Below are 13,950 nucleotides of genomic sequence, written 5' to 3'. Positions count from 1 at the left end.
AGGGACAGAGGTGAAGGTCTCCACAGGCGTAAATTCCCTATGCTCCACAGGTACATTTATATTTATATTATATTTATTAAAATATCTTTTTAATTTATTATATTTATCTTTTAACAATTCATTTATTTTTATAATTCCATAATATAGATCATTTAATGTAGAATTATAATCCCTATTAATTATAAATCCACAATTAGGGCATTTATATATTCTATCATTTAAATTTATATTGTATTTATTATGGCATTTAGAGCATTCTTTGGTTGTTGGCAGGAATCTATCCAGTAATATAAATGTTGAGGCCTTATGTTTAAGTGCTTTCTTAATTCCACCTATACTAGTGGATTCTATTCTCTTGCCAAAGAGGTGCTTCCATGAATTAATATTATCATCCTGTGTTATTACTATATCATAGTTTGATGATAGATAATGGACTGTTTTATTCACTGTATCCTTTCTTTTATTAGCGTTTTTTGTTTGTTCTATATTGAGTCTATTCTTCAGCTTATAATAGTTATTAGAGTTTTTTATTTTCTTTGATAATCTTCTCTGCAATCTTTTTTCTCTTTTAGATTTTGGTATGCCATAATTTATTATTAAACCATTAGACAATGTTAATTGATTTTTAATTCCCAAATCAACTGATACCATTTTTTGATTATTAATGGGCTTCTCCATGATATAATTATTTTTATATGCTGTTATGTAAATATAATAATTATTGTTTTTATTTATTAACAATGCATTTGCCGGTTCCAATATATTTAAATTATATAATCCATTTACTTTTAGTTTCTGCTTTATTCCCTGTATTTTAATATAATTATTATTTATTATTTTATATGTATTGTTATACTGTTTCAATGGTATTGATGTTATATATTTTTTAAATTTTAATTTCCCTATTTTATATCCCTTTTCCTTTAATTTTGATAATCCTTTAATATTATCCATGGTTCTATCAATAATTTCTTCCCTCATCTGTGATGATAAATATTTTAAATCCCTTATTTCATAATGGTCCTTTACATACACTGGTACTTTATTTACCTTATAATCCATATTAAAAATATCACTGTTAAATTCCTTATTTATTACATAATTATACAGCCATTTAGCCTCCAAAAATATTCTCCTTAATATCCTTGATGTGTTGGTATTTAGTTTATCACTGTCTATCTTTGTTTTTATAATTACTGCTGATTGAGATTTTCTTTTAATTTTGGTTTTATTCAATGAATCTTTTATTTTATTCTTCTTTGTATTCATCATACCTTCTTCTGATCCTCTATGTACTTTTCAACCACTTCAAGCGTTACTGCACCAACGCTTGCTATAAATTTTGACCTTGTCCATAATGTTGGTATCTTTCTTCTCAATACCGGAAATTCATCCCTTAATACATGTGATGTGTATCCTTTTATAAGGTTAACACATCTAATAACATCTATTCTTGGCTTTAAGTCTATTAATAAATGCACATGGTCTGGCATAACCTCCATTTCTATTATTTTATAGCCGTAGTCATTTTCCTTTTCAATAATAAGCTCCTTGAGTCTTTCATCTATGCCGTTTACTAACACCTTTCTTCTGTACTTAGGTGTGAATATTACATGGTACTGGCATGAAAACACTAAATGATCGTATGATTTGTATTCTTTCTTATACTGAGTTATTTCCATATATTAAATAAAGTATTTATCAACATTATATAAAATTTATTATATAAATGCATGAATTGCATATTCATTATGAAATATTTAATTTATTAACATTTTAAAAATTAATTATTTATTGAATTTATATTTTCTGGCTCCAGAAATTCATCCACATTGTAAACTCAGTGGCTTTCTTTCTGGTAGATTCATTTGTAAATTAATATATCATAAACTTTATGTTTTCATCCCCCTTATGGAGGGGACTTCACACCTTAAAATTAAAATTTATTCAAAATTCAAAATCAACATTAACCTTTATAATATCACCATCTTTTAGTGACAGGGCCTGCCTCAAATATTTATCAGAAATTACCTCAATAATATCTGTGTAAACGCTCCTTTCAGGAAATATGAGATAGCATTTTATCCCATCAATATGTGCATTAAAGCATTTTACACCACCAAAGGTCCTCTCACGATCCTTAAATCCTGATATAATAATTCCATCGGCACCACGCACCTGCCTCAAAATATTTTCATATTCCGGATTTATTTTTATGTTTAATGTGCCGGGAAATGGCTCCATTTTTAATTTTTCCTTAAACTGATCCATGTAACCTTTCTTGGATATATAGTATTTTCCCTCTCCAAGACCATTTTGTACCGTACCCTCCATTTCAAATGATTGATTGATCTTTAATATTGAATAAAGTTCATTTAATTCTCTGTAAAGTAAATCAAGTGCCTTTTCCTGTATTATTATCTTTTGCCTTCTATTTTCCATTGTTCTGTCTATATATTTCTCCTTTATTAATTCAAGAATTATTCTTGATGCCGTTTGCTGGCTAACGCCCATCTTCCTTGCCAGCTCTGATGATGAAATATATGCAATATTTTTGCTACCTGCAAGATTTTTTAATTCTTTTATTGCTGAATATAAGGTTTCGTTCATGCAGGTTAATATTTTTTAAGTATAATAGTATTGTTTATTATAATTAAATAAAAAAAGCATACTGATTCCAACATTAGGATGTTAAGTTTCTGTGCGGTTTATTATAAATAATTTTAGACCTTATTTAATTTTATACAATGAATAATTTTGAGTTAAAGGAAAATTTACGATATTTAATTAAATATTATTTTAATCGTAATAAGATTTGAATAAAATGATTAATTAAATTTTTTTTGCATTTTCATTAATAAAAATCAACAAAAAAATCATGATTTTATGCATATAATTCTTATTTCCTAAAAGCAATATTTTTAATATTCCGCGGGATAACGGTTTATGGGGCTTAAAATAATTGTTTCCATAAAGCAGGTCCCGGATGCAGATGATTTAAGAATTGATCCGGTGACAAACAACCTGATAAGGGAGGGTGTTCCAGCCATTATTAATCCCCCTGACCTCCATGCAATAGAGGAGGCTATAAGGTTAAAGGAAAAATATGGTGGTACGGTAACAATAGTTTCAATGGGGCCGCCCAGAGGAGACATTTCAATTAAGGAGGCAATAGCCATGGGTGCAGATGATGCCTATCTTGTAACAGATGCTGCCATGGCAGGGTCTGATACATGGGCAACATCCTATACAGTTGCACAGGCCATAAAAAAGCTTGGTGGTGCAGATGTAATTCTTTTTGGCAGAAGGGCAGTTGATGGTGAAACCCAGCAGGTTGGCCCGCAGACCGCCGTCTGGCTTAATGTTCCGGCTGTGGCTTATACAGATAAAATTATTGAAATAGACCAGAAAAATAAAAAGGCAGTATTACAGAGAACCACGGAATTCAACACAGAAATACTTGAGGTTCCCATACCGTTTGTTGCCACCATATCTGAGATTTCAAATACGCCAAGGGAGCCGACACTTGAGGGTTTAATAAAGGCCAAAAATTACAATGTATCAAGGCTGTCCAAAACAGATATAAACGCGGATCCCAAGCACATTGGGCTGGCAGCATCACCAACAAAGGTTATCAGGGTAAGGCCCCCACCAAAGATGAGAAATCCAGAAATTATTAAAAATGAGGATATTAATAAAACCGTTGACTGGATTATTTCAAAAATTAAAATAGCAGCCACCGGGATGAAATCATCAGGTGAGGATTATGTTAAGCCCAAGCCTGTTGCAAAGGCTACCGGTAAAATCTGGGTTTACATGGATCATACAAATGGTGACATTAATAAAACCTCACTTGAGATTCTTGGAGCAGCCAGAAGGGTGGCTGATCTAATGGACACACAGCTTGGGGCGGCGGTAATAGGTGACCATGCAGAGAATATCGTGGACATGGCATTTAAGTATGGTGCTGATGAGGCCTTTTACTGTGAAACCCCTGGTGTTGAATATTACGATAATGATGTTTACACAAGGGCTCTTGAAACACTGATAAAAAAATACATGCCAGATGCCATATTCTTTCCGGGTACATCAAATGCAAGGGAGCTGGCATCCACCACCGCAATAAAGGTTGATACCGGTTTAATAGCCGACTGCATTATATTTGATGTTGACGAAAAGGGCCAGCTGCTATCAACAAGGCCAGACTTTGGTGGAAAGGAAACCTCCACAATTATCTGCCCCAATAACAAACCTGTAATGGTAACAACAAGATCCGGAGTTTTTTCTGCATTAAAGGAGCGCGATTACAGGGGAAAAGTTCAAACGGAAACATTAACGGATACATCAACAAGATTCAAAATAAAGGATTTTAAGAGCATAGAGTATAATAATCCACTGCTTGGTTCAAAAATAGTTGTTGGCGTTGGCAGGGGAATTGTTAATAAGGAAAACATTAAAATGGCCGAGGATCTGGCAGACAAACTCCACGCAGTTGTTGGTGTTAGCAAGCCCCTGGCAGATGCTGGCTGGTATCCAAAGGATCATCAGGTTGGCCAGACAGGTACAACAATAAGGCCTGATCTCTACATAGCCCTGGGAATATCAGGGGCAATACAGCATCTTGTTGGAATTCAGGGATCAAAAAAAATACTTGCAATTAACACAGATGAAACTGCTCCTATATTTGATAACTGTGATTACGGCGTGGTTGGAGATATATTCCAGATAGTGCCAGAACTGATTAAAAAAATTGGTGATATAAATGCTTAATTATGATGTTGTTGTTGTTGGCTGCGGCCCTGCTGGGTCAGCTGCTGCATTAAGGGCTGCAAAGGCAGGTAAAAAGGTGCTGGCAATTGAGAGGGGCCCGGAACCAGGTTCAAAAAATGTATCCGGTGCAATGATAAGGAAGGACTATGTTTCTTCTGTATTTGGTGATGGCCTTCCATTTGAAAGGGAGGTTCAGAGAATAAAACTATCATTATATAATGGTGATAGTCCTGTGGATATTGAGTTTTCTCCGGAAAATTTGGTTACAACGGGGAGGCTAAAATTTGATAAATGGCTTTCATCTGTTGCTGAAAATGCCGGGGCCATGGTTATAAGCAAAACAACCGGGCTTGAATTAAAATGGGAGAATGGAACTGCAAAATCACTTGTTACAGACCGCGGTGAGGTTACAGCAGATGCCTTTGTGCTTGCTGAGGGCGTAAATTCATTGCTTTCAATGAAATCAGGCATAAAAAAGGATTTTACCCCTGATACTGCGGTACAGGCCGTAAAGGAGGTTTATGCAGTGAAAAAGGAGGATATAAATTCAATGTTCAATCTTCCTGATGAATCTAAGGGACTTGCATGGAGATTTGTCATGACAGACCCGCTTATAGCAGGATTCCTATATACCTATAAGGACAGTGTTGCGGTTGGAATTGGATCACCAATAAAAGAGCTTGTTTCAAGAAAAATGAGGCCAGAAAAAGTACTTGATGATTTTCTGGATAAAACCGGACTTGCAAAAAAATTTGAGGGCTATTCATTAAGAGAATATTCTGCGAAAGTCATACCTGAGGGCGGTTTTCCATCAATGAATCCAGGAAAGGGAAATGTGTATTTATGTGGTGATGCCCTTGGACTTGTGGACCCACTTACATTCGATGGCATAAGCCCTGCAATAGCCTCAGGAGCACTTGCAGGGGATGCTGCAGCGTCTGGATTATCCCAGGACATATACCATTATAATCTGGTTAAGGACCCGGAGATATCAAAAATAGTAAAGGAAAGGCCACTGGAAGGGCGCATGCTTGGAACTGATGCTGCATCAGGATACATTAATATGCTGTCTTCGGCATTAAACAGCTGGGCTTCCGGGGATCTTCTTGGCATAGGAAAAATAATATCCTCAAATTTCAGAAACGTTATGCCGGACCTTATAGAATTTATGACGAAAATGAGGTGATAAAATGAGAACGGAGGAAAAACTGTACACATTAAGGTATAAGAAGGATGAAAAGCCACACCTTTCCATAAGGGATTCCGGACTGTGCCTTGAATGTGAAAAGGAAAATGGAAATCCACAGCCATGTATATTAATATGCCCCGCAGGTGTGTATACATGGGAGGATAAAAAAATAGTTGTTGGTTATGAAAACTGTGTGGAATGCGGTGCCTGCAGAATAGCCTGCCCATACGATAATATTAACTGGGAATATCCCAGATTTGGCAGGGGTATTGCATTAAGATATGCATAGATTTATTTTTTTATTTTTAAATTTTAAGATGTAAAAATTATTTCTTTACAACCTTTTATGCGTTTAATAATATCATTTTATAATAAAAATTGCATCGTTCCATTGCCGAGTTTTATGAGGGTTTTAAAAAATTTAATAATTCTATTAAGTATTATAATCAAAATACATTAATTTAATTGATCATAATTCTCCATAATATATGAATCCACGGCCCTTCTTCCACTGATCATTGCAGATCTTATATCATACTGGTTTTTATCAAATATATTTATATTGTATGAATCCTGTTTAATGAATTTAATTCCATGCCTTTCTGCAAGTTTGATGTAAAATTCCCTTCTTGACCTTTCGAGGATTTCCAGTGATTCTGGATTGATAATTACTGTATTTTTTTTCGAAATTTCCAGTGCATCATCAAAGTATCTGTATATATTCGTGTTAATTGAAACATCTCCCATATTTTTAATATCAGGATAAACCTTATCAGGGGAACAGTCTATTCCTGATGTTCCCCTTGATTTTTCTACTGTTATCCCGCGCCTATCAAGTTCATTTAAATAATAATCCACAAGTGCCTTAAATTCAGTTCTTTTATGTGGTTCTAAAATATCGTTAATCTGCCCACCGGGGACATTTTCCTCATAAATCACTGGTTTTAATCCAAGTGAAAGTGCATAAAGTGCGGCCTCCAAACCTTTTATACCCGCACCATCTATTTCTATTTCTCCAATTAATTTTTTGTTCCTTCTTATGGTGCTGTACAGCTCAAGGCCTGTATCAATGTTGACAGTGCAGCGTACCTCGTTAACACCTAACCTCCTGCAGTCCTGATTGCACCTGATGCATGGCCTTGGATTGTGACCGTGCAATAATTTATACGGAAAGTATGGATCAGCCAGGGCCTCACGGCCGGTTGCTACAAAATCTGCCTTCTTCAATATTTCGTTCGCATCGGCAGCATTTATTACAGAACCAACCAGAATGGTTGTTTTATCCGGTCTCCTTGGAAGCCTTGCATAAATATGATTATGTTCATAATAGAATGGTGCAGACGATGCTGGGGGTGCGAATCTGCCAGCAGAGTAATGAATATAATCAATTTTCCTTATTGATTCACCCACCTTTAAACCGTAATCGGGACCGTAGCCATCAGGGTCATTTTCATACAGGCTCAGTCTTATTCCTAATGGTATATCATAATAATTCTTTATATTTTCAGTCATTTCGTTAATTATCCTAAGCCGGTTTTCCAATGAACCACCGTATTTATCATCCCTTTTATTAAGGGCAGGGGATATGAATTCCTCAAGCAAATAACCATGGGCCCCATGAAGCTCTATCCCATCAAATCCTGATTTGTATGCTATGTCTGCTGCCCTGTAGAATTTTTCCTGAACATTAATTATATCCTCAATACTCATGGTCTGAGGCACATTCCCCATATAATCCATGGCTGTCGGTGCAAATATTTTTTTGGTATTAAGGCCCTGTAAGGCCTTGGCACCTGAATGAACAAGCTGAACAAAAATTCTGGAATCGTATTTATGCATTCTCTCGGTTAACCTGAAAAATTTTGGAGTCTGTGAGTAAGAAAACATCCCTAGCTGGTTTGGCGATCCCTTACCATTTAGTTCATCCACATATGTATATTCAGTAATTATTAATCCATAACCACCACGTGCACGTTCTTCCAGATATGCTATGTGATCCTCATTTGTATTGCCATCTGGAGAGGCCAGATTGGAGATCATTGGCGCCATGACAAGCCTGTTTTTAATTTCCAAATTACCTATGGTTCCGGTGCTAAAAACATCCATGTTTTTGTATATTCGTATTCATTTAAAAGTGTTTATTATATGAAAATAATAACATCATGTTTTATATTAAAAGTTTGAAAAACAAAATTAAAAATTAATTTATGCATTATCTATATATAATATTTTAATAAAAATAATTTTATAAAAAAGTTATTTCTGATTAAATAGATAACTGTCTTATATGATAATATCACAAAATTATTTAAAGTTTATATGTGAACATTCGCCTAACATTATAATTTTATTTATTTATGCAATTTGGAATTATGGCAATAATAAAGGCAGAAAAGGTAAGCAAAAAGGTAGTTATAGTTGGAAACCTGAACAGACAAAAGATAGTTAATTCCCTCCTTGAGAACCCAGTAAAAATATCAGAATTTGCGGGTTACACTGCATACACAGGCAAATATGGCAATGAGGACATTACCACAGTCTTTCATGGAATAGGAATTCCATCATTAACACTGGTAACAGACGATTTAATATCTCTTGGTGCCAGGGAGATAGTAAGATTCGGATCAGCCACAGCAGTATCAGACAGCATGGAACCGGGCACTGTGGTTCTTCCCATTGGATATTCTTATAACCCTGGAGGCACATTTAAACAGTATCTGAATTCTGACTTTTCAATGGCCCTTACACCAGACTTTGATCTCCTGGCATCTGAAAGGGAAAAATTGAATAACGCTAATATTAAAACTGAAATAGGAAATGTATTTACAAGTGATGCATTATTTGCCCATACACAAGAGTTTATTAAAAAATTGTCAGAAACTGGTCACATTGCAGTTGAGCTTGAGGGTGCCGGACTTTACTTTATTTCAAGGCTTAAAAATGTAAGGGCACTATCAGTGCATTTAATTTACTCCAATGCAGTAACCGGGAAATCAATGGAACAAAACAATATTAATGAATCAGAAAATAAAATAGCCAAAACTATACTGAACCTTCTCACAGGAAAAAATTAATTTTTTATAATTTTTAGGAAATTACATTAGGTTGTTTAAACATACGTCAGCTCACTATATGCATTATTTTCCTACCTTGGACCCCACTCATTTTATTTTTCATTACAACTCAGTGGTATGCAATTATTATTTTCAACATATAAAAGACATAAGAGGAGAGAATCATGAAATTATAAATATAAATTTAAATTCAATGGACAAATTAAAAAATTATATTCAATAAATATCTTGAAATAAAAAATGATAGGAATTTATTAATATCAATATATAATGAAGATTACAAGGGTAAAAAATTAAGAAAATTGTGTTGTTATATTCCTCCGGGAGGTAAATGGTGGTTAATATGAAGCATATTATGGAGGGCTTTGATAAATTTATTTCATATAAAGAAGCTGTTAATATTTTTAATTCTATTAAATGGGAATATCCAGCATATGAGAATGTAGGTATAAACAATTCTATTAATAGAATTATATATAATGATATTTTATCAAATATGGATGTACCTGAATTTGATAAAAGTGCTGTTGATGGCTATGCTGTTAGATCGGTGGATACATTAAATGCCTCTGTGAATAACCCTTCAAAGTTAACTATAATTGGGTCAGAATCCGCAGAGGAAAAATTTGATCAGAATTTAAATATAAATGAATGCATAGAGGTTTACACCGGTTCAGAGATTCCACAGGGTGCGGATTCAGTAATAAAGGTAGAGGAAACAGAAAGGTCTGGTAATTATATATATGTTTATTCCTATTCTGGTGAAAATAAAAATATATTCAAAAAGGGTGAGGATTTATCCAAAAATTACAGAATACTTAAAAAGGGCGATAAAATACTGCCCCAGCATTTAGCTGCAATGGCATCAGTTAAAATAAATAATGTTAATGTATATAAAAAAATAGTAATAGGCATAATTAACACAGGAAATGAAATTATAAACAAAAAAATAGTAAATTCCACAGGTATTCTCCTTAAAAATTATTATTCAAGGCCATATACTGAAGTAGTGGACGGTGGCATATGCGGTGATGATGAGGAATGCATAATTAACCATATAAATAAAATAATTGATAAGTGCAATATAATTATAATTACTGGAGGTACGAGTCTTGGAAGAAGGGATAAAACAACAGATGCAGTGTCCAGAATTGGGAGTATTCTCTTTTCTGGTGTGGCAATAAAACCTGGCAGAACAGTTGCATTATTTAATATAAAAAATAAGCCAGTTATTTCGGTATCTGGATTGCCTGTTGCAGCACTCATCTCATCATTGGTATTTGTAAATATGTATATAAAAAAAATATCTAATTTTGATATTTATGATAAAATAAATGGAATTCTTGATGAAAATATACATAATAAAATAGGATTTACAACATTTCAAATATGCAGAGCATATACAGTAAATAATAGAATTCATATCAAACCATTAAGAACAACAGGTTCCGGCATATTATCATCAATAATATATGGAAATTCCATTGTTATGGTTCCAGATTATAAAGAAGGAATAGAGGCCGGTAATATAATAAATGCATATAAAATAGGTGATATAGAATGGGACTAATATTCCATGATTTAATAAAATTTGATGATGCTTATAAAATAATAAATGAAAATATGGAAAAATTATCAGATTCTGAGATTATTAATTTAAGTGAAGCATACAATAGAATAAGCGCAGAGGACATTTACAGCAAAAATAATTTACCTTTATATTCAAGATCACAGGTTGATGGCTATGCCGTTATATCATCTGATATTAAGGATGCAAGTTATAATAATCCTGTTAAACTTTTGCTTTCAGGCGAAACATTTATTGGTGAAACACCTGTGAATCATCCCGGAAGCGGGAAATGCATAAAGGTTCCAACAGGCGGTGCAATACCAATAGGGTCAGATGCCATGGTTCCATTTGAGGATACAAATATAAATGGAAATACTGTAATATTTTATAAATCTGTTCCAAAATTTAATGAAATTTCAAATGCAGGTATTGATGTTATAAAGGGTGAAAAAATATTAAACAAATACACAATGCTGGATTCAAGGCATATAGCAGTGCTGGCAGCCACAGGTCTTGATAAAATAAAGGTTCTAAGGAAAATTAACATAGGAATAATAAGCACCGGAAATGAATTAATTTATCCCGGTGATAATTATATAGATGGGAAAATATATGATTCCAACGCTATGGCAATAGAATCAGAACTTAACAGCCTTAATAATTTTAATGTAAAAAATTATGGAATACTATCAGATGATTATGAATTAATAAAAAATGCAATTGATAAATCGGTAAATAATAACGATATAACAATTACAATTGGGAGTACATCTGCAGGCGATAAGGACATGGTTTATAAAATATTGGGTGAATATACTCCAGGGATATTATTCCATGGCGTTAGGGTAAAACCAGGGAAACCATTTATTTTTGCAAAATCAGGCAAAAAAATAATCTTTGGTCTTCCTGGTTTCCCGGTTTCTTCCATGATGATTTTGTATTCACTTATTATACCGAATATATTCAGCATTTTTAATTATAATTATAATTATAATAAAATAAATGCATATACAAAAGAAAATTTTGAGCTGCATGTTGGCAACACTGATTTGCTTTTAATAAAATTATTAAAAAAGGATAAAAAATATTATGCATATCAGGTTCATGGCAATTCAGGGTCAATATCCCGAATAATGAGGGCCAACGGTTTTTCTATCATAAATTCAACGTCAGAATATTTAAAGAAAAATACAGAAATTAAAGTTAATATTTTTAATAATAACATACCTGATATTCTTATATACGGTCAGTATTCACCATTAATTGAGGATATGCCGTATAATATAAGATTAAAATCAATATTCATAGAATCAGGATACAATGACATTATAAGATCCATGGAGAATAATGAGGCTGATCTATATATTTTAAATTATAAAAATAACCCTGAAAATAAAAACTATGATATAATTAAAATTGGTACACCATACGGTTTTGTTTACAGCAAAAGAAATTATGACACAGCTGCGATTTTATATAAGGGATCAGGCCTGTATGATTACTCGTATGATAAATTGAATACCAAAAATATTATTTATCTTGATAATCCCAATATAATAGCCGATTACGTCAAAAATAAGCGTTGCGATGTCGGGATAACATATAAGAATTATGCTGAATATTATAATTTGAATTTTGATTTCATTGATAATATTTATTTTTATTTTTATATAAATAAGAACAGTATTTATTATAATGAATTAAAAGCATTTATTAATGATAATCTATGATGGCAATAATATTTGCTAAAAAAAGTGAAAGATTAAAAGACAAGCATAATAAAATAATATGCAATGAAACGATGATAAATAGAATTTCTAGAATATTATATGAAACAGGTCTATTTGATAAAATTACACTCTTTACAAAAAATTTTTCTTTGCAGTGCAAATACTGTGATGTATTATATGATCATACAAATGGCGTTTTAATAAATTCAATACTTTACTGCATTAAAAATTTCAAAGAATTTTTTGCCGTCGGCGGGGATATGCCGCTTATAGATCATGATATAATAAAGGAATTGATTGATAATTATAATAAAAATACAGTATCGGTTTTAAATCATAATTATTATGAACCATTATTTTCTATATACAATTATAAAATATATGATAAAATGGAAAATTACATAAACTCTGGAGGCAGCAGTGTTAAAAAATTTATGGAACTAAATAACATAAGTTATATTAAAAAAGATACAATAAAATTAAAAAGTGTTAATTATTATGATGACTTAATTTTTGTAAACAAATACTTAAACTGTATTTAAAATAATGCTTAATAATTTATCAAAATCATCTGGGTAAATAATGCATTTTTTATTGTATTCATTATTGTTTGCTTTTATTATATAATTATGTTCATATTTTAAAAAATCTTCATTACCAAGCACAAGGAATTTTATGGCTTTTTTATATGATTTAAAACCCTCAATAAATATTATATCCGCATTATTTTCAGCTATTATATCATCAATATTTAAATGAGAATTAATCATCTTATATGACTTTGACGGCGTTAATCCATATGTAATATAAGCACCTGCATTTTCCATTTTCCATGTATCCTTGTTTTCTGTATCCAGAGATATATTATCATGTGGTATATCCTTTATATACATTATTTTAAAATCCTTATGCAAGCGTTTTATTAAATCATATATTACTGTTGTTTTTCCAGATTTTGAGGACCCAAAAAAGGAAAAAATTGCCATCCATAATACATAAAAATTAGATATAAAATATTTATCAAAGAAATAAATGATATCCAAGTGCAAAATTCATTGCTGCTGCAAACATGAGATACATTAGCCATATGCCGGTTATAAACTGAAAGAATGCTTTTGTTCTTCCCCATGTCTTTGAATGAGCAAGACTTGCAGGTATATCATTTATATATATTAACGCCAGAAGTACAAAGAGTATACCAACAGGTACATCCTTTCCCAAAAAGAATATTAAAGCACCCACTATGGATATCCAGAGGAAACCGATGGCCATGAAGCCATCCACAGTTGTATCTGCATCCTTGTATTTATTATATCCAAGTGCAAACCAATGAACACCATATGCCGTAAAGGCAAGGGCAGCCATATAAAGTATTGGTGAAGATCTGAAGGCATGAAAAATTGTTAACCCCAACCAAAGGTATGTTCCTGTGAGAAATTGCATAAAACCAGGCATCATTATTCCCCATAAACCCATGGAATGATTTACCCTCTCATTAGCCTCTTTAGGGTATTTAAAAAGGCCTGCACCGCCATAAACAAAATAGCCTATTCCTAGACCAAAAAATCCAACCGCCAATGGAGGCAAAGCTGCATACATGTTTTATCTAAAATAAAT

At 32.5% G+C, this 13,950-nt stretch carries 13 protein-coding genes; 7 read left to right on the top strand and 6 right to left on the bottom strand.

Translation table 11 applies throughout. From position 1 onward, the window contains the following. The 3 genes from QXW15_RS01960 to QXW15_RS01950 form a co-directional block, all read right to left on the bottom strand. Nucleotides 1-1,272, bottom strand: a 1,272-nt coding sequence (locus QXW15_RS01960) for a transposase (protein ID WP_342789887.1), incomplete at its 3' end; no start/stop codon positions are given. Further along, on the bottom strand, nucleotides 1,269-1,682 hold the full coding sequence (tnpA, locus tag QXW15_RS01955; RefSeq protein WP_055032615.1) for an IS200/IS605 family transposase: 414 nt from the start codon (nucleotides 1,680-1,682) through the stop codon (nucleotides 1,269-1,271). The genes QXW15_RS01960 and tnpA, both read right to left, overlap by 4 nt. 265 nt (nucleotides 1,683-1,947) lie before the next feature. Next, entirely contained in the window at nucleotides 1,948-2,610 is a 663-nt protein-coding gene (locus tag QXW15_RS01950; RefSeq protein ID WP_048101257.1) for a winged helix-turn-helix domain-containing protein/riboflavin kinase, read from the bottom strand. Between the two features lie 336 nt (nucleotides 2,611-2,946). Here QXW15_RS01950 and QXW15_RS01945 point away from each other — a divergent pair, with 336 nt between their 5' ends. From QXW15_RS01945 to QXW15_RS01935, 3 genes are read left to right on the top strand one after another with little or no spacing between them, the layout of a single operon-like run. Beyond that, entirely contained in the window at nucleotides 2,947-4,770 is a 1,824-nt protein-coding gene (locus tag QXW15_RS01945; RefSeq protein ID WP_287961396.1) for an FAD-binding protein, read from the top strand. Next, nucleotides 4,763-5,956: an NAD(P)/FAD-dependent oxidoreductase gene (locus tag QXW15_RS01940; RefSeq protein WP_287950319.1), complete on the top strand. Its 1,194-nt coding sequence runs from the start codon at nucleotides 4,763-4,765 to the stop codon at nucleotides 5,954-5,956. Before QXW15_RS01945 ends, QXW15_RS01940 begins: the two co-directional genes overlap by 8 nt. A gap of 4 nt (nucleotides 5,957-5,960) precedes the next feature. Continuing rightward, entirely contained in the window at nucleotides 5,961-6,248 is a 288-nt protein-coding gene (locus QXW15_RS01935; protein WP_048101254.1) for a ferredoxin family protein, read from the top strand. Nucleotides 6,249-6,415: 167 nt separating this feature from the next. Here the strand turns inward: QXW15_RS01935 and QXW15_RS01930 are convergent, their stop codons facing one another. Further along, nucleotides 6,416-8,065 carry an NADH:flavin oxidoreductase gene (locus QXW15_RS01930; RefSeq protein ID WP_342789886.1) on the bottom strand — a complete coding sequence of 550 codons (1,650 nt, stop codon included), beginning with the start codon at nucleotides 8,063-8,065 and terminating at the stop codon, nucleotides 6,416-6,418. A 266-nt stretch (nucleotides 8,066-8,331) separates the two neighbouring features. On the opposite strand from QXW15_RS01930, the gene QXW15_RS01925 reads away from it, so the two are divergent. From QXW15_RS01925 to QXW15_RS01910, 4 genes are all read left to right on the top strand, one after another. Beyond that, nucleotides 8,332-9,033: a purine-nucleoside phosphorylase gene (locus QXW15_RS01925; RefSeq protein WP_342789885.1), complete on the top strand. Its 702-nt coding sequence runs from the start codon at nucleotides 8,332-8,334 to the stop codon at nucleotides 9,031-9,033. A gap of 343 nt (nucleotides 9,034-9,376) precedes the next feature. Continuing rightward, complete coding sequence (locus QXW15_RS01920) at nucleotides 9,377-10,603, top strand: molybdopterin molybdotransferase MoeA (RefSeq protein WP_055032253.1); 1,227 nt, start codon at nucleotides 9,377-9,379, stop codon at nucleotides 10,601-10,603. Further along, nucleotides 10,594-12,333, top strand: coding sequence for a molybdopterin-binding protein (locus QXW15_RS01915; protein WP_048101251.1), 1,740 nt, complete (start codon nucleotides 10,594-10,596; stop codon nucleotides 12,331-12,333). The genes QXW15_RS01920 and QXW15_RS01915 overlap by 10 nt, the downstream gene beginning before the upstream one ends. Continuing rightward, nucleotides 12,330-12,875: a molybdenum cofactor guanylyltransferase gene (locus QXW15_RS01910; RefSeq protein WP_048101250.1), complete on the top strand. Its 546-nt coding sequence runs from the start codon at nucleotides 12,330-12,332 to the stop codon at nucleotides 12,873-12,875. The genes QXW15_RS01915 and QXW15_RS01910 overlap by 4 nt, the downstream gene beginning before the upstream one ends. Here the strand turns inward: QXW15_RS01910 and QXW15_RS01905 are convergent. Together QXW15_RS01905 and QXW15_RS01900 are read right to left on the bottom strand one after the other, a co-directional pair. Then, nucleotides 12,861-13,319 (bottom strand): molybdopterin-guanine dinucleotide biosynthesis protein B, encoded by a 459-nt coding sequence (locus tag QXW15_RS01905; protein WP_048101249.1) that lies wholly within the window; start codon nucleotides 13,317-13,319, stop codon nucleotides 12,861-12,863. The two genes, QXW15_RS01910 and QXW15_RS01905, sit on opposite strands and share 15 nt — an antisense overlap. Nucleotides 13,320-13,353: 34 nt before the next feature. After that, nucleotides 13,354-13,932, bottom strand: coding sequence for a hypothetical protein (locus tag QXW15_RS01900; protein WP_048101248.1), 579 nt, complete (start codon nucleotides 13,930-13,932; stop codon nucleotides 13,354-13,356). Nucleotides 13,933-13,950: the final 18 nt, after the last annotated feature.

It is taken from the genome of Acidiplasma sp. (genome assembly GCF_038728925.1).
GTDB lineage: Archaea > Thermoplasmatota > Thermoplasmata > Thermoplasmatales > Thermoplasmataceae > Acidiplasma > Acidiplasma aeolicum.
Note: the sequence above shows the minus strand (reverse complement) of the source record. Positions and strands in the feature narration are given on the sequence as shown.